This window comes from Actinoallomurus purpureus (genome assembly GCF_024055795.1).
GTDB lineage: Bacteria > Actinomycetota > Actinomycetes > Streptosporangiales > Streptosporangiaceae > Actinoallomurus > Actinoallomurus purpureus.
This window is the reverse complement of the sequence record NZ_JAMXMY010000024.1, coordinates 115,407-137,776: the sequence shown is the minus strand read 5'-3', so window position 1 is coordinate 137,776 and position 22,370 is coordinate 115,407. Positions and strand designations below refer to the sequence as shown.

General features: G+C 66.7%; 18 protein-coding genes, 1 tRNA gene and 1 pseudogene. 13 read left to right on the top strand and 7 right to left on the bottom strand.

Translation table 11 applies throughout. The features are described 5' to 3' along the window. Window positions 1-244: 244 nt before the first annotated feature. A pseudogene (locus NE236_RS34960) lies at window positions 245-655 on the top strand (DUF6886 family protein); the annotation flags it as partial. A gap of 34 nt (window positions 656-689) precedes the next feature. Here NE236_RS34960 and NE236_RS34955 read toward each other — a convergent pair. Then, window positions 690-1,523, bottom strand: a complete 834-nt coding sequence (locus NE236_RS34955) for a helix-turn-helix transcriptional regulator (protein WP_252846516.1) — start codon at window positions 1,521-1,523, stop codon at window positions 690-692. Window positions 1,524-1,602: 79 nt separating this feature from the next. On the opposite strand from NE236_RS34955, the gene NE236_RS34950 reads away from it, so the two are divergent. Further along, window positions 1,603-2,310, top strand: a complete 708-nt coding sequence (locus NE236_RS34950) for an SDR family oxidoreductase (protein WP_252846515.1) — start codon at window positions 1,603-1,605, stop codon at window positions 2,308-2,310. 164 nt (window positions 2,311-2,474) lie between these two features. Here the strand turns inward: NE236_RS34950 and NE236_RS34945 are convergent, their stop codons facing one another. Next, a complete protein-coding gene (locus NE236_RS34945) occupies window positions 2,475-2,759 on the bottom strand; it encodes a hypothetical protein (protein ID WP_252846514.1) in 285 nt (94 codons plus the stop codon). A 634-nt stretch (window positions 2,760-3,393) separates the two neighbouring features. Between NE236_RS34945 and NE236_RS34940 the strand changes: the two genes are divergently transcribed. After that, window positions 3,394-3,804 carry a threonyl-tRNA synthetase editing domain-containing protein gene (locus NE236_RS34940; protein WP_252846513.1) on the top strand — a complete coding sequence of 137 codons (411 nt, stop codon included), beginning with the start codon at window positions 3,394-3,396 and terminating at the stop codon, window positions 3,802-3,804. Window positions 3,805-4,376: 572 nt separating this feature from the next. Continuing rightward, complete coding sequence (locus tag NE236_RS34935) at window positions 4,377-4,763, top strand: hypothetical protein (RefSeq protein ID WP_252846512.1); 387 nt, start codon at window positions 4,377-4,379, stop codon at window positions 4,761-4,763. 173 nt (window positions 4,764-4,936) lie between these two features. On the opposite strand, the gene NE236_RS34930 is transcribed toward NE236_RS34935, so the two are convergent. Next, the gene (locus NE236_RS34930) at window positions 4,937-5,275 is read right to left on the bottom strand and encodes a cyclic-phosphate processing receiver domain-containing protein (RefSeq protein ID WP_252846511.1); all 339 of its coding nucleotides are present in this window, start codon (window positions 5,273-5,275) and stop codon (window positions 4,937-4,939) included. 298 nt (window positions 5,276-5,573) lie between these two features. On the opposite strand from NE236_RS34930, the gene NE236_RS34925 reads away from it, so the two are divergent. From NE236_RS34925 to NE236_RS34910, 4 genes are all read left to right on the top strand, one after another. Further along, complete coding sequence (locus NE236_RS34925) at window positions 5,574-7,295, top strand: serine/threonine-protein kinase (protein ID WP_252846510.1); 1,722 nt, start codon at window positions 5,574-5,576, stop codon at window positions 7,293-7,295. 269 nt (window positions 7,296-7,564) lie between these two features. Next, window positions 7,565-8,050 (top strand): hypothetical protein, encoded by a 486-nt coding sequence (locus NE236_RS34920; protein ID WP_252846509.1) that lies wholly within the window; start codon window positions 7,565-7,567, stop codon window positions 8,048-8,050. A 671-nt stretch (window positions 8,051-8,721) separates the two neighbouring features. After that, window positions 8,722-9,168, top strand: coding sequence for a nuclear transport factor 2 family protein (locus NE236_RS34915; RefSeq protein ID WP_252846508.1), 447 nt, complete (start codon window positions 8,722-8,724; stop codon window positions 9,166-9,168). Between the two features lie 414 nt (window positions 9,169-9,582). Next, window positions 9,583-10,014, top strand: a complete 432-nt coding sequence (locus NE236_RS34910; RefSeq protein WP_252846507.1) for a DUF4352 domain-containing protein — start codon at window positions 9,583-9,585, stop codon at window positions 10,012-10,014. A 288-nt stretch (window positions 10,015-10,302) separates the two neighbouring features. On the opposite strand, the gene NE236_RS34905 is transcribed toward NE236_RS34910, so the two are convergent. Further along, the gene (locus tag NE236_RS34905) at window positions 10,303-11,454 is read right to left on the bottom strand and encodes a serine hydrolase domain-containing protein (RefSeq protein ID WP_252846506.1); all 1,152 of its coding nucleotides are present in this window, start codon (window positions 11,452-11,454) and stop codon (window positions 10,303-10,305) included. A 1,384-nt stretch (window positions 11,455-12,838) separates the two neighbouring features. Here NE236_RS34905 and NE236_RS34900 point away from each other — a divergent pair. Then, window positions 12,839-13,327 carry a tyrosine-type recombinase/integrase gene (locus NE236_RS34900; protein WP_252846505.1) on the top strand — a complete coding sequence of 163 codons (489 nt, stop codon included), beginning with the start codon at window positions 12,839-12,841 and terminating at the stop codon, window positions 13,325-13,327. Window positions 13,328-13,417: 90 nt separating this feature from the next. Here NE236_RS34900 and NE236_RS34895 read toward each other — a convergent pair. Next, window positions 13,418-13,491 (bottom strand) — tRNA-Gly (locus tag NE236_RS34895). 371 nt (window positions 13,492-13,862) lie between these two features. Between NE236_RS34895 and dcd the strand changes: the two genes are divergently transcribed. The 4 genes from dcd (at window position 13,863) to NE236_RS34875 (ending at window position 18,466) form a co-directional block, all read left to right on the top strand. Continuing rightward, complete coding sequence (gene dcd / locus NE236_RS34890) at window positions 13,863-14,438, top strand: dCTP deaminase (RefSeq protein ID WP_252846504.1); 576 nt, start codon at window positions 13,863-13,865, stop codon at window positions 14,436-14,438. Beyond that, window positions 14,438-15,151, top strand: a complete 714-nt coding sequence (locus NE236_RS34885; protein ID WP_252846503.1) for a hypothetical protein — start codon at window positions 14,438-14,440, stop codon at window positions 15,149-15,151. The genes dcd and NE236_RS34885 overlap by 1 nt, the downstream gene beginning before the upstream one ends. 419 nt (window positions 15,152-15,570) lie before the next feature. After that, on the top strand, window positions 15,571-16,716 hold the full coding sequence (locus NE236_RS34880) for a quaternary amine ABC transporter ATP-binding protein (protein ID WP_289851253.1): 1,146 nt from the start codon (window positions 15,571-15,573) through the stop codon (window positions 16,714-16,716). Next, window positions 16,709-18,466 (top strand): ABC transporter permease/substrate binding protein, encoded by a 1,758-nt coding sequence (locus tag NE236_RS34875; RefSeq protein ID WP_252846501.1) that lies wholly within the window; start codon window positions 16,709-16,711, stop codon window positions 18,464-18,466. The genes NE236_RS34880 and NE236_RS34875 overlap by 8 nt, the downstream gene beginning before the upstream one ends. A 298-nt stretch (window positions 18,467-18,764) precedes the next feature. Here NE236_RS34875 and NE236_RS34870 read toward each other — a convergent pair whose 3' ends face one another. Then, window positions 18,765-20,897, bottom strand: coding sequence for a (Fe-S)-binding protein (locus tag NE236_RS34870; protein WP_252846500.1), 2,133 nt, complete (start codon window positions 20,895-20,897; stop codon window positions 18,765-18,767). Window positions 20,898-21,133: 236 nt separating this feature from the next. Then, window positions 21,134-22,186, bottom strand: a complete 1,053-nt coding sequence (locus tag NE236_RS34865) for a hypothetical protein (protein ID WP_252846499.1) — start codon at window positions 22,184-22,186, stop codon at window positions 21,134-21,136. Window positions 22,187-22,370 lie beyond the last annotated feature (184 nt).

The following is a 22,370-nucleotide window of genomic DNA, read 5'->3' as shown; positions in this document are numbered from 1 at the left end:
ATTCGCGCTCTCCGGACCGGGTTCGGATCCACCGACGCTGTCAACGCGCACGGAGGCGGCCGGCCGGGTCACACCGTGGCGACCTGCCATTGGCGCTGGTGGGCGGGTTGCTCGGCAAAGAGGCCGATTTGGCGGCCGTACACGAGGGTCGTCCTGACCTGCCGCGACGATTACCGAGCATTCTGTACGTCGCCGATAGCGGGCGCCGCCTTCGAATCGACGCTATGAAGGCGCGCGTGCCCCTGACTACTGGTTCCCCCGCGACTGCCCACGGGCGATGACATGGGTCGGCCCCGGCACCTCGGACGCCGACCGCGAGCGGATCATCGGCCCTGGCGGCGGCACTCGTGTCCATGCGATCGAATACGGCTGGGTGACCCGGCTGCTCGACGTACGGCTGTTCGCGTACCGACTGCCCGCCTCATCGTTCCGGCCGATCGGGGAACCGACACCGTACGCGGTCGTCTCGACTGAGCCGGTCGAACCGCTCGGGCCGCCCGAGCCGGTGGGCGACCTGCTGCAGTTGCACGAGGCCGCAGGCATACAACTCCGGGTCCTCGAGAACCTCTGGGAGTTCTGGGACGCAGTCATCGAAAGCACGCTGGAATTCAGCGGAATCCGACTACGCAACGCACGCCCCCGGCCCAGTTCCTGACACGCATCCCCTTCTTGGACAGCCGACTGGGAGGTCAGCCCGCCGACGCCTTGACCGACAACGTCGCCGCGACCTGGGCGGCCAGGTGGCGCAGGGCGCGGGCGGTCGGCGTGTCCCGGTCGGCGGTCATGAACACGACCTGCTGGTCGTCGTCCGGAACCGTGAGGACGTCGCAGTTTATGCGCAGCCGGCCGAGTTCGGGGTGCACCATGGTCTTCGTCCGGTGGCCGGGTGCGCGGACCGGGTTGGTGGCCCAGATCTCGTTGAACTCCACGCTGCCCGCGCTGAGTTCGGCCAGCAGGGCGGCGAGGGCCGCATCACGGGGATACCGGTCGGCGGCGGCCCGCAACCGCGCCACGGCGAACTCCCCGAACTCCTCATGGCCCGTGGTCAGCACCTGATCGCGGAACAGGAAACGCCGCCGGGCAAGGTTGGGCTGGGCGCGAAGGTCACCGAGCAGCGCTTCGGCGAGCGGGTTCCAGGCGATCACGTCGTACGTGGCCGCGGTGACGACCACCGCCGTCTCCGGGATGCGGTGCAGCAGTCCCGCCACGTACGGGCGGACCTCCCGCGGCGGTCCGGCGGGCGGCTCCGGGGCCACGCCCGCCAGCCGGAACAAGTGCGTTCGCTCGGCGGGCGCGAGCCGGAGCGCATCCGCCAGGGACTCCAGGATCCGCGGTGACGGGCGCGGCCCACGCGCCTGCTCCAACCGGACGTAATAGTCGACCGACATGCGGGCCAGGTCGGCGACCTCCTCACGACGCAGCCCCGGCGTACGGCGGCGGGGCCCCGCGGGCAGGCCGATGTTCTCCGGGTGCAGCCCTTCCCGCCGGTCACGCAGGAAACGGGCCAGTTCCCGTCTGGCCATCGCGTACCTCCCTGGTCCCCTTCTCCTGGTATCGATTGTCCCTGGATCGGCCGCAATGCCGCCAGGCACCCTCGATCGCATGGACAACTCGATCGCGCTGGTCACCGGCGCCAACAAGGGCATCGGCAAGGAGATCGCGCGTCAGCTCGCGGACGCGGGCCTCACCGTTTACGTCGGCTCGCGCGACGCAGCGCGCGGAGAACGCGCCGTCGAGGAGATAGGCGGCGACGCCCGGCCGCTCGTCTTGGACGTGACCGACGCCGCGAGCATCGCGGACGCCGCGCGTCAGGTCGACGCGCTGGACATCCTGGTCAACAATGCCGGCATCTCGGGCGACGCCAAGACACCGGACCACGAGGACATCGATACCTTCCGCCGCATCTACGAGACGAACGTCTTCGGGGTGGTCGCGGTGACCAACGCCTTCCTGCCGGCGCTGCGACGGTCCGCCCACCCCCGGATCGTGAACGTGTCCAGCGGTACCGGATCGCTGACCTGGGGCACCGGGTCGCAGTTCCCGCATCGGGGCACCTACGCCGCCTACCGGTCGTCCAAGGCGGCGCTGAACGCGCTGACCGTGTACTACGCCCACGCCCTGGCCGATGACGGCATAAAGGTCAACACGCTCGCACCCGGCCTGCGCCGGACCGACCTCAACGCCACGGCCGCTGCCAGCGGCGGCGACCCGGCCGAGGCCGCGGCGGGCGCGGTCCGACTGGCGCTGCTACCGGACGACGGCCCCTCCGGAGAGTTCTTCTCCTGGGACGGAACACCGGTCCCGTGGTAGAGACGGCGCTCCGTGCCCGACTGGGCCCCCGCCGGCCGGCGACAGTCCGGAGTGATCGACCGGTGTGCCGCCCACGCGGCACGCCCGTCACCGATGCCCGGCGGTGGCCCCCATCCCAGAGTCGGAAACGCCTCACCGAGGGCCCGTCCTGTCAGGCCAGGCGCCTAACGCCGCCTTGAGGGCAGGAGGTCCCCGGAGAGGGTGCGTTGTCGGTCCGCCTCATGGGCGAGCACGGTGATCATGTCGTTGACCGCGTCGTCGCCGTGCCTCTGCTTGAGTCTGAGCAGGACGCCTTTGCGGCTGGCTTCGGTGAGCATGCCGGTCAGCGCGACGCAGGGGACCTCGCGACCAGCGGAGAAGTCGTCATACACGGCTTGAGTGACGTTCCACAGATCCGTGTGCGGGGTGGATTCCATGAGGACCATACGCGACGCGTCTTTGAGATCCATGTACGGATTCTAGTTGCTCATCGCTGACTTCACCGGCAGCCCAGCGAACGCATGCGTCCTCACCCGAACAAGGTGCGGACCGCTACCGAATGAACCGGCGACGACCACACTCCGGCGCCCTCGGGTCACCGTGACACGGACCCCGACCAGGCTCAGTTGGACCGCATATCAGCCGACGTGGTAATGCACGAATCACTTGCATCCTCCCTGCGATCGCCCTCAGCTGGCATAGAGAAGCGCTGAATGGACTTGCCGTCACCCAGACAACTCTGCCAAAGACCAGGCTCGGGATGATTTGGTCGCCGCAGTGACTGCAGGCCGGGACCGTTGCGTCGCTGTTCATCAGGACGCGATCCTTTCGATACCTGTGATCTCAACGCGGCCCGGGACGATAGCGCAGAGAGCTATCATAACGGGCCAGATCTTGTAGACGGTGTCGCCTTCCCGACGCCGTCTAACGAAAGGTAGTCGGCGCCCTCCTGACCGTGTTCAATCCGCATCCAGATCCGAAATACTCCCGGCCAACTCGCGCCGCACCGACCTAGTTCGTTGGCGCCGGGACCAATGACGGCACCCGCGACGAACCCATCAACCAGCAATTTTCGCCTCCCACAAATCTAGGCTGCGTACACGAATGAAGATCCTATGCCTCGAATGCCGGGCCACCGAATATGTTTTGGAGTATCCCACGCAATCCAGCGTCGAACTCGAGAATACGGCGCTGCCGTCACTCAATTGGGACCATTGCCTGCTGCTTCTCGTCACGATTGAACCTGGAGACTCAAAAAAGGTCCGCCACGCGGCGAAGGCGGTACGCAGAGTATTTCGCAAGACCAATGCCAAGTCCATCGTAATCAACGGTTTCGCACATCTATCACATACACTAGCGTCGATTGAAGAATCGCATCAGGCCATCGCCGCCCTGCGTGATCGACTCATGGAGAGCATCCCCTGCCAGGTCGAGATGACGCCTTTCGGATGGCAGAAGAGCTTCAAACTTGATGTAATGGGAAATAGCGGATCACAGCGGTTCATTCATGTCTAGTAAGTCGTTTCATCGTCCGTGAGCTCAGGCAGATGGCCCGAACCGATGCCACCCACCGTGGGTCACCCGACCGGCGCAGCCGGAGGGATCGGCGCCAACACCGCACGGCTGCGGCACGGAGTCGTTCGTCTGGCGTCGCCCCACCGGGAAGCGGTCCAAGCACCAGAGGTGAAGGCGCACACGCCCTACGATGCTCCCGTGCGCTTCAGCGGTCGATCACTACGAGGAGTGCCGGGTTATAGGAGCATCGGTGCGTTGCTGATCGTCATCGCCACCGCCGCTCTGCTTCCGTCAGATGCGCCGGTCTCAGATGTCGGCAAATCTGACGCGTGGAGACGGGGCCATGAGGCTGCGCGGATGGAGTTGACCAGCGCACCACAAGGCCAGCGCCACGGCAACCGAGGAGTATCGCATCGGCTGGATAAGGGGATGCATGGATCGCGCTACAGATCGCGGACGGTCGTCGTAGCGGAGCTTCGCGGATGACCAGGCTTCCACCTCACCCCGCGTCCACACGCTGGGCGATCCTCGCTCCGGCTGTCCGGGAAGCCAGAAGTTGTTACCTTCTCCTCGTGGATCTGCGGGCACGCGCATCGAATGAGCGCGGTGAGGTGATAGGTGGGCCGACCTCGGAGGATATCCGCGCGCTGCTGAGCGGCCTGACCTCTGCCAATCGGTTCGTCATCGTGGAGCGGCTTGATGCCGAGAACGATGAGCACTACATGCAGGCCTACCTTCAGGATGACGGCGCATACTGGCTCGAGTACCGGGAGGGCGATGCCGATACTCATTTTCAGACTTCTAGTCGGAGTCTTCGGCTGATATTCCAGACGTTCACGATGTGGCTGTACCGGTTGCCAGGTTGGCGGGACTCGTTTATTTGGAACTCCTGGCCGACTCAGTCGGTTCACGATGAGCCGCACGGCGGGGCGGTGGATCGAGGCCTCGCGGATCATTGAGGCGCTAGCAGGACGATCACTCCGGACCGAGCGGATAAGGGCGCTGACCTGAGCCTCCGCGCCCCCGCCGGAGCCATCTGTAAGAGCGACTCGCTCTCGGGGCGCCTAGGCAACGGACTGTTGAAACACTGCTGGTGGCCCAACAACCGTGCTGGTCATGCGACTCGTGGACTCTAGACGGTTGCCCGCCGGACTCGGTAGTTCCAACGCTTCAGGACTCGGACTATCACCTCAGCGCCGCTCGGATTGGCGCTATGGACGAAGATCATGCCGATGTTGAAGGGCCGGCCGTCGAAAGCTGCCTCTTCGAGCAGGGCCACGACCGGCATGATGCTGTCGTCGCCGCCCAGGTCGTGGTCGAGCCAGAGTTCGTCGATCTCATGGTCTCGATTTTCTTCAAGCAGCAGGATGCCCTCAAGGCTCGTGCGGGCGACCTGCGTGGCCCTTGGCAAAGCGCGCAGGTCGTCAATGCCGAGGATGACCGGCATCCGTTCTGCTGAGCCCTCGTTCACCTGGCCATCATCGCAGCCCGGGGCCTGTCGAATCCCTGGTCAGGAGATGACGTGAGCGGGGCTGCCGTGCCGGAGCGGGCTACTGCGGCGCGCGTTTGACCAGGGCGGCACGGATCTACCTGAACGCTCGGTGGGAGCGGGATGTGGAGATCGCCGCGACCCCGGTCACGATGGCCGCCCCGCCATGCATCATGCGGCCGATTCCTCGGCGAAGCGGGGGGCCGCCCATGGCCAGGATGTGCCGTTCCCTGGCAAGATGGTCATTAAAGAAACATTTGCGTTCTTCTGACGAGGTGTGATGAGCGACAGGCTGCAGCCTCTCCAGCCAGGTGATCCGAAGTGGGTCGGTCCGTACCGGTTGCTGGCGCGGCTTGGAGCCGGCGGGATGGGTCGGGTCTACCTGGGCCGATCGCAGGGCGGACGTACGGTCGCGGTCAAGGTGATCCACCCGAACTTCGCCGAGGATCCGCAGTTCCGACGGCGGTTCACGCTGGAAGTCGCGGCGGCACGGCGCGTCGGGGGCTTTCACACCGCGCAGGTGGTGGATGCCGACACCGATGCCGACCCGCCGTGGCTCGTGACCGAGTACATCGCCGGTCCGTCGTTGCAGGAGGCCGTCGACGATCACGGTGCGCTACCCGAACGGTCGGTGGCGGCGCTCGGCGCGGGTCTGGCCGAAGGGCTGACGGCGATCCACAATCAAAAAGTGGTCCACCGGGACCTCAAACCCGGCAACGTGCTGCTTGGCACGAACGGGCCCCGGATCATCGACTTCGGCATCGCCCGCGCGATGGACGCCACTTCGCAGACCACCCGCACCAGCGTGGTCGGCACGCCCGGGTACATGTCGCCCGAGCAGTACCGGGGCCACGAGGTCGGGCCGGCCAGTGACGTGTTCTGCCTGGCCGCCGTGCTGGCCTTCGCCGCCACCGGCCGGCGGCCGTTCGGCGAGGGGCCGGGCGAAGCCCTCGGCTACCGCGTCGTCAACGAGGATCCGGACCTGACGGGCGTACCGGCGTCGCTGCTCCCGCTGATCGCGGCCGGCCTGGAGAAGGACCCGGACGACCGGCCCGGCGTCGAAGAATTCCTCGACCGCTGTTCCACGTTGGCGGCAGGCGACAGACTGTGGCTGCCCACGCCCGTCACCACGATGATCACCACCCGGGTGACGGAGACCGAGGCCCTGACCGCCGCCGCGAAAGCCGCCAATGCGCAGACCGCCGAGAAAGGGGACACCGGGAAGGTACCCCTGCCGCCGGACGTACTCCGCGTCACGCCGCAGTCCCCGCCTCTGCCGCAGCGTCCCCCAACACCTCCGCGCCCGTCACAGACCCCGTCGAGCAATCCGCCGACGCAGCCCTCGTCGGGCAAAGGGGTGGCCGCGGTCGTGGGTGCCCTGCTGATCGGCGCGGCCATTTGGTTCATCGCCAACCACAAGGACAAGCCCGACGCATCGGGTTCCGGCATCGCCCGGGCGACCGTGTCCCAGACGTCCGGCACCGAGCTGGAGAGCCCGACTCCGGACCCCACCCCGACCCCCGACCCCACCGCCGAGGCGTTCGAGGCCATCTCAGCCGGCGACTGCCTGGACGCGTACATGAACCCGTACGAGTTCAACGACTGGAGCAAGGAGCTACCGAGCACGGTCGACTGCGACCGGACGGACGCCTACGTGCGAGTGACCAGGGTGGCGCACAGCGGCGGCGTCAGTGACTGCGACGCCAAGTCCCTGGACGGGGAATCGACGTGGAGCTACGTCAGCGGAGGGAAGGCGATCTACCTTTGCCTGGAACGCCAGCTCCGCGTGGGCGAATGCTTCCTGGGCGTGAAAGGCTCACAAAAGGGCAGAATCGCCATCAACAATCACGGCCTGATGACCTCGTGGGGATGCGGCAAGAGCACCGTCCCGAAGGCTTTCGACTACATACTCCAGGTCACCGGCCTCACCAACGGCGACTGCCCCACCGACTCCCGTAGTTGGGACTTCCGCGGCGGCAACCTCTGCGCCAAGGTCACCTGAGGACCTCGGCGCCGAAACCGAACGGCCTTTGCTGTGGAGCGGGTGACGGGAATCGAACCCGCGCTGCCAGCTTGGGGAGTCGCTTCAAGTGATCGTTGACCACCTGCGGTGCCGCTGAGCTGCGCCTTCTCGGCGCCCTCCCCGTGAACGACCGTGATCGTCCGCTCTGACGGGAACGCAGTGGGCCCCCCGAAGCCTTAAATCTGTTCGTAGAACGCAGACTAGCAACCGTAGGCTTCGGACCCGGCCGACGAGGCGAGGTGAGCAGCGTGAAAGAGCGGTTGCGAAAGCTGTACGCGGACGGGCGAGATTTCGCATGGACGGGCCAGATCTACCACGTGGCCGGTGAGCGCGACTGTCACAGATGCATCCGCGTGCGTGTTTGGGGCGCCGGGAAGAACAGCCGTGCACTCCAGGCGGACCTGTTGTCAAAGGCGGTCTTGCCGTGGGGCTGTGCGACCGATTGCAACTATCCGACCCCAAAGGATGTACGGAGCGTAATCGACTACGCCTTGGCGCACGGTTGGAATCCCGACCTCAACGGCGGGACGTTCTTCCTGAGCGAGAGTGAGCACGCTTCCGCGTTCGAACTGGCCGACTTCCTGCTCACCGATCGCCTTAGGGACGAAGGAGCACCGGACCCGACCACACGGGTGTTTCGCTCCTTCGACGAGAACCCGAGACCGCTGATCCCGGCCCCGTCGGTTAAGCCCTCGCCTGAAGACCGATCTGGCCCGCTTACTCCGGCACCATAGCCCCGCCGGCCACCCGGACCAGGAGTTCGGGTCGTCGACCCGAACTTCCTCTAACGTTCCGTGGCACGCTCGCCACTTCGGGTGAACGTGTCGGGCGGGAGCGAACCTCAACCATCTCCATCGCCCGGCTCCGATCACGTGATCAGGGGGTTGGGTGCGATGCAGGACCATGAGCGTCGGCTGGTGTTCATCAAGGACGTGGCCATGGCCGGCACGTCGATGTGGGTGAATGGCGGAGCGGCGGCGGTTTCATCGAGGTTCTTCGTCGTCGGAAGTACCAAAGATCTAGACGATCACCCGGTCCGGGACTGCGCCGTCGTCCCACCCATCGGGAAGCGGGCCGGGCCCTACGGGTTGGGTGGAGCTCCCACTGGAAGAAACGACCTCGACCCGTAGGGCCTTGGCCTGCTCGGCTTCGCCTGGGACATCGGCGCAGGGGATGACCCGGTTCCCACCTCAACCGTCCTCAGACCTTCCGACGCATGCCGGCTGGGCCATCCCCGAGCCGGAGCGCCCCGCCGGAGGCATCTGGTGTCGGCGGGCATTTGGTACAGCCCTCCAACGGAACGATCATGTCGGCTAAGAACCTGGTTTTCGTTTGGGCGGTCGGCCAGATCTGTCATGTTGAGGATGGAACGTTGAGAGCATCTGTTTCATGATCAGGAGGCCCCATGAGCACCAGTCCGCGCGACATCTTCCTCCAGCTCGTCCATGGCGTGGCCGAAGGTCGCTCCAACGAGCTGCCGGACTTGTATGCCGAGGTCACCGACGTCCGGCACCCGATGGCGACGCCCGAGTCCGAGCCGTTGACGAGCCGGGATGCACTTCGGGAACACTTTTCGGTGCCGCCGGAGGCCCGGGCGTCGATTCCTAAAAGGCGGGTCGTCGATGTCATCGTCCACGAGACCGCGGATCCCGAGGTGATCGTCGCCGAGTTCGCCTACGAGTTCCCGATGTCGAGCGGTTCGGTAACTCAGGTTCCCTGCGTCTTCGTCATGCGCGTCCGGAATGGGGAGATCGTCGAATCACGCGACTACATCGATCCGATCCGCGCCCACCAGGCACGCGATGACATTGACGCCCTGGTTGCCATACTCCGCGCGGTTACACGTGTGTAGAGGACGGTAGCCGGCCGCGGTGGGTGTCTGCCCACCGCGGCAGAGGCCTGACGAAGCTGCTGTGGAGTCTGCCGGCGAACTTGCGCGGTGGGCCGCCCGATCGGCAGGACCGGAGGGAACGGCACCCACGCCGCACGCCCGTAGGGCGTGCGGCAGCGGGCGGCCTGCGGCGGCGCGAAGCGCCGCCGCCTTGATGCGCTGGTGAAGGAAGCTCGTCCGGCTGAGGGGCACGTAGCGGGCACGACCCGATGCAGTCTCGGCGCCGTCAGTCCGCGCAGCTTCCGGCAAGCTTGGCAACCAACCGCCAGGCCATAACGTCACATGGGCATGCGCCGATTGGTGTTCGCCCTAGCCGTCCTTCTCGGTGTCTCAGCATGTACACCTGATAGTTCGAACAGCCCTGTAGATCCCACGGTGCTCTATTCGGCGTCACCTCCTGTTTCCGGCCTGTGGTCGCTGCTGGGAAAGGTCCGCAACGACCAGACGACTTTCACCGTGCGCTACGCGCGCGTGACCAGCGCAGGTTCCTATACTGACGGGACCCGTCGGCCGCAGGTGGCCGGAAGGGGCCGGCGGCTTGAGATCGTGGAGCTTCTCGTAACCAACATCGGGAACCAGCCGGGGGAGTTGGGGCACGGCAACCCTCATCCCGTCACGCTCATCAACGATGCGGGCAACACCTACGCCACCGACAGGTCCTGGGCGTCGGGCGACGCTATTAATCCTGGTCAGTCGAAGACGGAGCCTTACGTGTTCGTTGTACCGGAGAGCGCAACCGTGCACGGCGTTACGGTGTCGTTGACCGACGCGAGCGGGACATCGTCGAAGGCCAACGTCTTTCCGTAAACATCAGTGTTGTGGCCGTGACCAGTAGTCGGCAACGTGACGACCACTGGAGCGGGTGACGGGAATCGAACCCGCGCTACCAGCTTGGGAATTAAATGGAGAACGGCCGCCAGCGGCCCTGACCTGCGGCTGCAACAGCCCGCGAGTGACCCTTATTGCCCCCTATTCACCCTGGCTAGTTGCACGCTAATTGCACGCATCGCCTACACCGAGATCCACGAGATGAAAGCCACCACCGCAATCGAGGTGCTGCGCAACGCCGCGCATCACACCACGATTGCGGTGGCCTCATCGCTGGGCTGGGTCGCCGCAGAACTCATCGGCGATGAGCGCGTTGATCTCGTCTCCGGCGGCCGGGTTCAGTGTGAGGCTGCGGTTGACCGAAATTGTGATCTGGCGTGCGCTCTGAGGGCTGGTGAAGCTGTAGGTGCCGTACCCGGGCACGCCCCCGACGTGGCCCCAGACCTGCTGGCCGCACATCTCGGTGTGTCCGAGGCCCAGCCCGTACTCGAAGCCGGGGAAGGCGGGTTCGGACTGCTGCATCTGGCGGAGCAGGGTGGGCGGCACCAGTCGCCCGTCGAGCAACGCCGAGTAGAAGAGGTTCAGGTCGTGGGTGGTGGACACGATGTCGCCGCTCGCCCACGCGACGGACATGTTGTAGGTAGTGAGATCCGTCAACCGGGTCGGCGAATGCACGGCCTCGTATCCGCGTGCCGACGGCTGCCGCAGGCGCGGGTCGTGTCCGGCGAGGTAGGTGTGCCGCAACCCGGCCGGGTCCAACACGCGTCGGGACAGCTCGTGTGCGTAGTTGTCGCCGGTGACCTTTTCCACGAGCATGCCGAGCATGATGTAGTCGGTATTGGAGTACAGGAACTGGCTGCCCGGGGTGAACTGCAGCGGCTTCTGCGTGGCGATGCGCACGAGATCGGCCGGAGCATAGTCCCGGTATCGCGACTGGGCCACGAGCTTCGGATTCGCCCACAGGACGCTCCCGTAGTCGAACAGACCGCTTCGGTGCTGCAGCAACTGACGGACAGTGATCGGCTCGGAGTAAGGCAGCACCCCCGGCAGGTAGCGGTCGATCGGAGCATCGAGTTGGATCCGCCCATCCGCGACGAGGCTGAGCACCAGGGTCGCCGTGAACGACTTGGTGACGCTACCGATGCGGAACTGGCCGGAGGGCCGCGGCGGTTCGTGGGTGCGGAGATTCCCTACACCGGCTACGACGGACTGGGTGCCACGCTCATCGCGCGTCTCGATGTTGACGCCCGGTACGCCGGCCGAGACGACCCTGCCCGCCTGTTGCACCAACGTCGACCGAGACGGCGGCGGGACCGATGATGCGACGTCCGCGGCCGCGGCGGTCGGTGTGATGGGCAGCGCTAGGCACACGAGTGCGGATCCGGCAGCGACGGCGGCCGCGTGCTTCAGGATTCTCATGATGGTGAAGTTAATGACGCGTCAGGGCAGGCACATTGGAGTCAGCCCTCTCATTTGAGGTAGGGCCAGCTCCACCGATCGAATGCCTGAGACCTCGGAGTCGACACCGGCGCCGGGCGGTAGTCCGTACGCTGGATTGGTCGTGGTCTGACCTTCCACCCGCCGGACACCTGTCCTGACGTCCACATGTGATGATCAGGAAGGATGTCGCGCATGCCCAGACCAAACCCTCGGGTTCCGGCGCAGCGCGGTCAAGCTGGCGAACGGATTTCGGGGCACTGGGCCTTGGCTATTGGAGCGGGTGACGGGAATCGAACCCGCGCTACCAGCTTGGGAATTAAATGAGGATCGGCCTTCAGCTCCGCTGACCTGCGGCTGCGACACTCCGCGAGTTACTCCTATTGACCCCTGCTCGCCCTGGTTACGCTAATTGCCCGCGCTCCGGCCGAGCGGATGGTGCTGGCCTGCGGAGACCTCCGGCGGCGTCCAGGGGACGCATCGGTCCGGAGCGCTCGCCCGCGCGAACGGCGAGACGGTGTGACAGACGGTTTCGCGCGGGTGTGTGCTCCGGCGCGCGGCCGTCCTGGCCTTCGCCCGACGACGCGTCAACGTCCTATGGGCCCTCATCCGTGACCGCCGCTACTACCAGCCCGAATGCCCAGCCACCAAGGCCGCGTAATCCTCTGCCGCCCTTGACAACTCTATTGAGAAATCGTCCCACCCTCCGGGGTAGCGGGCCATGCCCCCGGTGGTGAAGGTGGAGCGCCCCACTGGAAGAACGGCCTTCGCCCGCGGGGCCCTTCTGACAGCATTTCCCGGAAGGGCAGGGGTGATGTCGGCGCTCATTGACATCCGGTGCCGGTTATCGACTACAAAACCAGTGGTCGACCAACGTGTGCTCTGGCAGGTCCCCGTCGGCAACCCGATGGCCTACACGAACAGATTCGAACAGATTCGAATACCTTGCTGCCGATCTGATGGTTCGCCAGTATCGCCATTGACTAACCGCCGCGCCGCGCCCGTGCCAGTTGGCGGCATAGGGGGCGCCCGTTTCAAAGGAGATTCACGTGCGAATCCGAACCACCCTGGCCAGCATGGCCGTGGGAGCCTCGATGATTCTGCCGGTGAGCTTCATCGGTGCTTCGCCAGCGTCTGCCGCTACATGTACCACATGGCACGACAAAAACACTTACGGGGTAAATTGCACAGGCAGCGGGCGCTGGTACCAGGCAGTGGGAGTGTGTAACGACGGAGGGTATGTCTGGGGTGACACAAACTACTCTGGGACGGCTTATGCATACTGTTATGCTGACGGTGGACTGAATTACGGATACATGCGCTGGGTATCGTAATTGCTTGTTTCCGAACTCGAACCGTCGTGGTCGTGCCTACGCTGGCTGGACCACGACGGTTCGGGGACGCGCTTCTTGCCGTCGAGCTCGCCAGTCGGCGGACTGTATCGATCCCCAGGGCCATCGTTCCGGCGCTTCGGCAGCACCTCGACGCCTATGTCGGCAAGGAGGGCGACGCCTTCCTGTTCGCGGGGCCAAAGGGCAAGCTCCCACGGAGGAGCAACTTCCGCGTCGCGGCAGGCTGGACCTCGGCCGTGGAGAAGCTCGGTGCTCCCGGCCTGCGCTTCCACGATCTTCGCCACACAGGCAACATGTGGGCGGCTCCAGGTACGAGCCTGGCCGACCTCAAGGCACGGATGGGGCACGCCAGCGTTCGGGCCGCGATCATCTACCAGCACGCGACCAACAAGGCGGACCAGGCGATCGCCCCGGGCCTCGATGCCCTCCTGAAGGCTCAGCGCGACAACCGCGAGGATGACGGCGACGGCGGTGCGGTGGGCGTGCTGGTGCCTGTGGCCTAATTGCACGCTAATTGCACGGGAGATCGTTAAGGCCCCGAAAACGATCAAGGCCCGGGTCGGGATTCATGCCCTGACCTGGGCCTTAGCTGTTGGAGCGGGTGACGGGAATCGAACCCGCGCTACCAGCTTGGGAAGCTGGAGTTCTGCCATTGAACTACACCCGCATCGGTCGCCTTCTCAGGGACCGCCCGCACATGCTACCGGAACCCGCGCCCTTCATGCCCAGGGGTTCCGGCTCCCGCCCGGATCACTCGGCGGCCGAATCGGCCCGTGCCGATCGGTTGGCGTCCGGTGCGCATAGGGACGCAGTAGGTGCCAATGATCAGGACCCGCGGCCGCCGCCGCGGGGTGTGTCACACGGCGGAGGCGACCATAGCGGCATATGTCGGGGCGTGTCGCCGACCTCAGGGACCCACACCCGTCGTGCCCGGGCCCCGTTCGCCGTGGTCCCCGGCCAGCGTCCGAGCAGCCGCTGGTTCCGGATGATCCGATCCGGCGTTTACGTGTCGGGGTGATTACCCGGTAGTTTCTTGTCGTGCTGCTCTCCGATCGTGATCTCAAGGCCGAGATCGAGTCCGGACGGATGAAGATCGATCCGTTCGAGCCCGGGATGGTTCAGCCGTCCAGTGTGGACGTGCGCCTGGACCGTTACTTCCGGGTGTTCGAGAACCACAGGTATCCGCACATCGATCCGGCGGTGGAGCAGCCCGACCTCACCCGGCAGGTCGACGTGGAGTCGGATCAGGCGTTCATCCTGCATCCGGGGGAGTTCGTGCTGGCCTCGACGTACGAGGTGTTCGGTCTGCCGGACGACCTGGCCGCGCGACTGGAGGGGAAGAGCAGCCTCGGGCGCCTGGGGTTGTTGACGCACTCGACGGCGGGCTGGATTGACCCGGGGTTCTGCGGGCACGTGACGCTGGAGCTGTCGAACGTCGCGACGCTGCCGATCAAGCTGTGGCCCGGTATGAAGATCGGGCAGATGTGCCTGTTCCGGACGAGTTCTCCGGTGGAGCATCCGTACGGTTCCGAGCATCACGGGTCGCGTTATCAGGATCAGCGTGGTCCGACGCCGTCGCGGTCGTACCTCAACTTTCACCGCACGCGCATCTGATGGGCGTGTCGGCCAGGCGGCTGCGCAAGGTGCCGGCGGTGGTGCTGCCACGGCCGCCGGAGCCGCAGCGGTGGCTCGCCGCGATCCGGATCTTCGATCCGGGGGCCGCGCCGGTCGACGGCGGGGTCGCGTTCGGGGCCGGCGTACGGCTGGCGGGGCCGCAGCCGGTGACACCCGACCTCGCCGCCAAGGGCAATCTGCCGCAGGGTCACGCCTTCGTGGCCAGCGACTCGGGACCGTTCCAAAACTGGCTGGCGCGTGGGCTGGCGCGCCGGTTCGGCGGGTACGCGCATCTGCCGCAGCAGCTGGTGGCCGACGACCCGACGGAGGTCGTCGTCGTCCACACGCCGCGGAAGGTGTCGCCGGGGGAGCTCGCGGCGCGGCTCAGCGCCTTCATCCCCGGTCTGGTTCCGGACGGGCCCGAGGAGGACGGCTCTTTCTTCCTCACCACGCCGCACGCGCCGATCAACATCCGCTGTGACGGGCCGGAGGTGCCGAGCCTGCGCTGGTTGCTGCCGCTGGCGCTCGGGCCGATGCGGCGGGAGCCGGGGCTGCACGGCTACCGGTTCGGCATCGCGGGGCAACGTGATCCCCGTTTCGTACGACTGGCGGCGTCGGCCGCGCTGGAGCTGGCGCACGGGGTGGATGGCGTCACGACCGATCTGGACCGTTTCCGGATCTACGGACCGGGCGACCCGGGCCTCTATCGCTGACGCGGCACAGGGCCGATATGGCCGTGCTTCTCGCGCCTGCTTCCCTGATTCGTGGCGCTTAAACCGATCATTAGCGCATTGTGATCGTTCGCACACGGATGTGCATTACTTTTCGCCTGCCGCTAAGGTTCCCTGACGCATGACCCATTCGGTCGGTTGGCGACCGCAAGAGTGACGTGCGTCACATCTTGTTTCCCCTGGGTCGTACAGGCGAGCCGGTGGTGGAGCGGGCACCGCGGCTCGCACAGACAGCCGCGCGGTCCGACGGGGACGATGACCTCTGGGCGGCGGCGCGGCCGGATCGGAAGGACGATGTGCCCAGAATCCGCGCGCAACATGTGTCAAAGATCTTCGGCCGTAGGTCGGCCGAAGCCCTCCGAAAGATCCGTCAAGGAGCCGAACCCGACGAGCTTCGCCGCATGGGTGTGACCGCGGCCGTCGCCGACGTCTCGTTCGAAGTGAACGAGGGCGAGATCTTCGTCGTCATGGGGCTGTCGGGCTCCGGCAAGTCAACGCTGATCCGCATGCTGAACGGCCTGCTCGAGCCGACGGCCGGCAGCATCGAGATCGACGGTGTCGACATCACCGCCATCGGCGGGAAGGACCTGCGCCGGCTCCGTCAGGAGAAGGTCAGCATGGTCTTCCAGCACTTCGCTCTCTTCCCCCACCGCACCGTCCTGGAGAACGCGGCGTACGGGCTTGAGGTTCGGAACGTTCCAAAACAGGAACGGCTGACCAAGGCCAAGGAGTTCCTGGCCTACGTCGGTCTCGACGGTTGGGAGGACCGCTATCCCGACCAGCTGTCCGGCGGCATGCAGCAGCGGGTGGGCATCGCCCGGGCGCTCGCGGCCGAGACGGACATCCTGCTGATGGACGAGGCGTTCAGCGCCCTCGACCCGCTGATCCGTCGGGAGATGCAGGACCTGCTGCTCGAACTTCAGGGCGAGCTCGGCAAGACGATCGTCTTCATCACGCACGACCTGAACGAGGCGATGCGGCTCGGCGACCGAGTCGCCATGCTCCGCAACGGACGCGTGATGCAGATCGGCACCGCCGAGGAGATCCTCACCGACCCGGCCAACGACTACGTCGCGCAGTTCGTCGCCGACGTCGACCGTACGCGGATCCTCACCGCGCGCTCGGTCATGGACAAGCCGATCTCCGTCGTGGACGCGAACGGCGGCCCCCGCGCGGCCGTACGCGTCATGCGGGAGCAGCAGACGTCCTTCGCGTTCGTGGTGAGCCGTGACCGGCGGCTGGTGGGCGTGGTGTTCGCCGAGCCCGCGGCCAAGGCCGTACGGGAGGGCCACAACACCCTCGACGGCATCATCGAGGACGGTCTGCAGCCGGTCGACCCCGACACCGCCGTCGCCGACCTGTTCACCCTGTGCGCGGAGAGCCCGCTGCCCGTGCCCGTCACCGACCGGACCGACAAGCTGCTCGGCGTGATCCCGAGGGTGACGCTGCTCGCCGCGCTGGGCAACCTGAACGGCAACGGCCACACCGGGGAGGCCGCGCCCGCCTCGGCGGCGACGGCTCACACGGAGGTGACCGCCGATGCCTAGGATCCCCCTCGGTGGCTGGGTCACCGACGCGGTCAACTTTCTGACCAAGCACGGCAGGCCGGTGTTCAGCGCGATCAGTGACGTGGTCGGCGGCGTCGTTCACGGGCTGGGTCACGTGCTGACCGCCCCGCCGTCGCTGGCGTTCGCGGCCCTGGTCGCGATGCTGTGCTGGTGGCTGCGCGGCCTGCTCGCGGGCGTCCTGGCGTTCGTCGGCCTGATGCTGATCGACGCGCTCGGCCAGTGGAACGCGGCGATGGAGACGCTGGCGCTGGTGCTGGTCGCCAGCGGCGCCGCGCTCATCGTCGGCATCCCGTTGGGCATCCTCAGCGCACGCGTGCCGAAGTTCGGCGCGGTGGCGCGGCCGGTGCTGGACTTCATGCAGACCATGCCGGCCTTCGTCTACCTGATCCCGGCGATCTCGTTCTTCGGGCTCGGCGAGGTGCCGGGCGTGATCGCCACGATGATCTTCTCCATCCCGCCGGGCGTACGCCTGACCGAGCTCGGCATCAAGCAGGTCGACCGGGAGATGGTCGAGGCGGCCGAGGCGTTCGGCGCGCCGTCATCGCGGATCCTCACGCGTGTACAGCTGCCGCTGGCGCTGCCGACCATCATGACCGGGGTCAACCAGGTCATCATGCTGTCGCTGTCCATGGTCGTCATCGCGGGCATGGTCGGCGCCGAGGGACTCGGCGCGAACGTCTTCGGTGCGATCACGCAGTACAACCTCGGGGCGGGCGCCGAGTCCGGCCTGGCGGTCGTGCTGCTGGCGATCGTCCTGGACCGGATGACCAGCGCCCTCGGGCAGCGTCTCGCGCCGGCCGCCCGACGGCACGCCGAGCGGGCCGTGCACGGAGGCGTGTCCTCCGTCCTGCGGTACCGCCCGCGTCCGGCGCTGGCCCTGTCCGGCGTGGTGGTGTTCGCCCTGCTGGCCGCGACGCTCGGCGTCGTGGGCTCCGGCGGTGGCAGTAAGGGCAAGCCGATCACCATCGGCTACATCCCGTGGGACGAGGACATCGCCGTCACGCAGCTGTGGAAGGCGCAGCTGGAGAAGAAGGGCTACCAGGTCACGCTCAAGCAGGTCGACGCCGGTCCGCTGTTCGCCGGGCTCGGCCAGGGCGACATCGACCTGTTCTTCGACGCGTGGCTGCCCGCGACGCACGCCGACTACTACAACCGGTACAAGAACAAGATCACCGACATCGGGACCTGGTACCAGAACGCCAGCATGCAGCTGGCGGTCCTGAAGGACGACCCGGCGAGCTCCGTCGCCGACCTCAAGGGACAGAGCGCCCGGTACAAGGGTCGCGTGGTCGGGATCGAGCCGGGCGCCGGCGAGATGAAGATCGTCAAGAACAAGGTGCTGCCCGGGTACGGCCTCGGCGACTACAAGGTCCTGGAGAGCAGCACGGCGGCGATGCTCGCGGAGCTGAACCGCTCCGTCCAGAGCAAGCAGCCGATCGTGGTGACGCTGTGGAAGCCGCACTGGGCGTACACCAAGTTCCCGATCAAGCCGCTGGCCGACCCGCAGAACGCCTTCGGCTCGGCGGAGAAGGTCCACACGCTCGGTCGTCAGGGCTTCGCCAAGGACTTCCCGCAGGTGAACTCCTGGCTGAAGAACTTCCGGATGACCGATACGGACCTGTTCCCGCTCGAGGACCTGGTGATGAACAAGTACAAGGACAAGCCCGCCCAGGGCGTCGCCGAGTGGGAGAAGCAGCATCCCGACATCGTCAAGAAGCTGACGGGCTGATCCGGCCGCCGGGCCCGGCCAACCCGGGCCCGGCGCTCGCCCGGTCAGCGACGGCACCCGTGATTCTTTCCACAACGGGTGGCCAACCCGGAGCAAAGTCGATAGTTTCGGACGACGCGTTACCGACCAATCTGGTTGACGTCTACTCTTGTGGTCTTCGTCACATCTGGTGGGTACGTCAAGGCGGTGCCATCCCAACTCCCCGCTCCCCCGGGATGGCACCGCCTTTTTCATGCCCGAAGGGCCCGTCACCGCTCACTGCGGTGACGGGCCCTTTTCGGAGGTCCGGCCGGTATGCCTACTCGGCGGCTGCGGGGGCGGGCTCGCCCTTGACCGACTTGATCAGCAGCTGGGCGACGTCGACGACCTCGAGGGACTCCTTGGCGCCGCCGCTGTTCTTCTTCTCGTTGATGGCGTCGCCGAGCATGACGAGGCAGAACGGGCAGGCCGTGGAGACGGTGTCCGGGTCGGTCTCCAGCGCCTCCTCGACGCGCTCGGTGTTGATGCGCTTGCCGATGCGCTCCTCCATCCACATCCGCGCGCCACCGGCACCGCAGCAGAAGCCCCGCTCCTTGCAGCGGTGCATCTCCTGGGTCTTGACGCCGGGGACCTGGGCCATGATGTCGCGCGGCTGGGCGTACACCTTGTTGTGCCGGCCGAGGAAGCACGGGTCGTGGTAGGTGATCTTCTCGTCGATCGGCGTGACCGGCGTGAGCTTGCCGGTCTCGACCAGGTGCGACAGCAGCTGGGTGTGGTGCACGACCTCGTACGTGCCGCCGAGCTGCGGGTACTCGTTGGCGAGCGTGTTGAAGCAGTGCGGGCAGGACGCCACGATCTTCTTGACGCCCGCCTCGTTGAGCGTCTCGACGTTCTGCTGGGCGAGCATCTGGAAGACGAACTCCATGCCCAGGCGGCGGGCCGGGTCACCGGAGCAGGCCTCCATCGGGCCGAGCACCGCGAACTTCACGCCCGCGATGTGCAGCAGCTCCGCGATGGCCTTGGTGGTCTTCTTGGCGCGGTCCTCCAGGGCACCGGCGCACCCGACCCAGAAGAGGTACTCGGTGTCCTCCGGCATCTTCTCCTCGACGACCGGCACCTCAAAGTCAAGATCCTCGATCCAGTCGAGGCGCTTCATCTCGGACATGCCCCAGGGGTTGCCCTTGTTCTCGAGGTTCTTGAGCATCACGCCCGCCTCGGACGGGAAGCTCGACTCGATCATGACCTGGTAGCGACGCATGTCGACGATGTGGTCGATGTGCTCGATGTCCACCGGGCACTGCTCGACGCAGGCGCCGCAGTTGGTGCAGGACCACAGCACGTCGGGGTCGATGACGCCCATGACGTCGGCACCGCCGACCAGCGGGCGGCCCGCCTCCTTCAGGACGTCCTCGGGGAGGTTCTCCCGCTCCTCCTCGGAGGCGAAGATGTACGGCGCCTTCGCCATCGCGTGGTCGCGCAGGTCCATGATGAGGGTCTTCGGCGACAGCGGCTTGCCGGTGTTCCACGCGGGGCACTGCGACTGGCAGCGGCCGCACTCGGTGCAGGAGGCGAAGTCGAGGTAGCCCTTCCAGGTGAAGTCCTCGATCTTGCCGCGCCCGAAGGTGTCCTCGTCCGGGTCGGCCTCCTCGAAGTCGATCGGCTTGCCGTCGCTCATCATCGGCTGTACCGCGCCGAGACCGTCCGGGCGGCGCTTGAACAGCACGTTGAGCGGCGCGACGAAGATGTGCAGGTGCTTGGAGTTCAGCACGATGATCAGGAACACCAGCATGACGCCGATGTGCAGCAGCAGGCCGACCGACTCCAGCGCCTCGGCGGTGTCGTGACCCAGCCCCTTGAGGCCGTTGCCGACCAGGTGCGACATGAACGCCGCGTTCCCGTACGGGAAGTTGCCCGTCGCCACGCCCGCGCCCCGGAACAGGAACATCGTCCAGATCACGTTGAAGATCATGAACAGGACGAGCCAGGCGCCGCCGAGGTGCGAGCCCTTGAAGCGTGACTTGCGGTCGAGCTTCTTCGGGGAGTTCTTGATCCGGATGACCGAGAAGGCGATCAGACCGAGCAGCGCGGCCACCGCGATGAAGTCCTGCAGGAAGCCCAGCACGCCCCACTTGCCGACCAGCGGGATGTGGAAGTCCAGCCCGAAGAACAGCGCGCCGTACGCCTCCAGGTAGACGCTGGCGAGGATGAAGAACGCCCACATGACGAAGAAGTGGGCGAGGCCGGGCACGGTCCACTTGAGCAGCTTCCTCTGCCCGAGGACCTCCACGGCCTGCAGCTTGACGTCCTCACCGACGTTCGCCTTGGCGAGCGCGATGCGGTCGGGGGCGGGCTGGCCGTTCGTCGCGAGCCTGTAGAGGAACAGGACCCGCCGAACGGCGAACACCAGCGCGACCACCGTTGCGGCAAGCCCGATGATCAACCTGAGAACCAATGTTCCGCCCTCCTGAGGTACGGCCTTGGCAATCAGCGTACGGCTCGCGACTGACAGCCATCGACTTGGGACCCGCGAATTCTACCGAGCAGTAGCTTCATGGGACACCGCCAGGGAGCGGATCGAAACTCTTCACCCCCGAACCGCCCCGGCCACGCCGTGACCGGGGCGATCGCCGCTCACGGGAGGTGGCGTACGACGTCGGCGTCCTGCGGCGCGCACCCCTCCTCGGGCACTTAGTCACCGCCCCGCGCCACGAGGGCGGCCGCAGCATCGGCGTCGGGTGTGTCGTCGGTCCAGGCCGCCGACGCGTACGCCTTCTCGGCGACGATCGCTCCCGCCGGGCGGCGCCCCGGACCGGTCACGACCTCCTGGACACCCAGGACGCCGCCCGTCTCGGGATCCATGATCCAGCGCAGTTCGGTCCCGTCGAGGCCCAGGCCGCTGATCGCCACGCCCTGCCCCGTACGGCCGAGCGCGTCCTCCACCTTGCCCACGGCACGTACGCCCGGCAGGTCGGCCATCATCCGCAGCACCGCCGCGCGGATCTCATGACGGAGCGGCAGATCGGCCGTCAGCTGCGGGAGAACGACGTGACCGAACACGCCCAGGCCGCCCCGGTGCGCCGTCGCGAGCTTCGCCTCGACCTGGCGACGCAGGACGGCGGCCTCGGGCGAGAGGTTGTCCAGCCAGATCGACGAGACGGGGACGTCCGCGAGACGGTAGTCGGTGGCGGTCGTGAGGTCGGCGCTCCGCTCCGCCGGTCCGGGCCCTCGCGCGCAGATCCGCGCGGCGGCGGAGTCCGCCGGCCAACCCCGGGCAGGCCGGCCGGCCCGCTGTGCCCGCTCGGCCGCGGTCAGGGGGCGTGCACCGAGACACTGGCGATACGCGACGCTCTGCCCACCGGTCGCGGCGAGCCAGATCCCGTCCCGGACCCGTACCTCGATCGGACCTTCTCCGCCGCTCCTGGAATCGAGCGTGTACCGGCCGATCTCGACGACTCTCCAGTAGTTGCCGGTCGCCGCTTCCCCCAAGTTGTCCACGGCGGTGGCGGCCGCGAGGAGGACGTCCCGGCCGGACGGCGCGTGGGACCGGCCGGTGTGCGCCGACCCGACGGACAGCGCGACCGCGACCGTCGCGCCGGTCACCGCCAGGCCGAGGGGGATTCCCACGCCCAGGCGCGACCCGCGGCGCCGGAACACTCCCTTCCAGGAGGACGCGAGGTCACCCCGGGAAGGGGCGGAAGGGTCGTCCTCGAGGTCACCGATGGTGGGCATCGAGTCCATCACGCGTCAGGCTCCCTTCCGCCGGATGCGCGGCGCGCCCCGGCACCATGTCGGGGAAGTCACCCCCCGGCACTGGCCATGGCCGGCGGCCCCAGGCCCGCAGCGGGGAATCCGTCATCTCTTAGTCTCCCGATGTCCGCGATCATGTTCCCGGTCCCCCGGCGGGGGGTTTCGCATCATCTGAAAA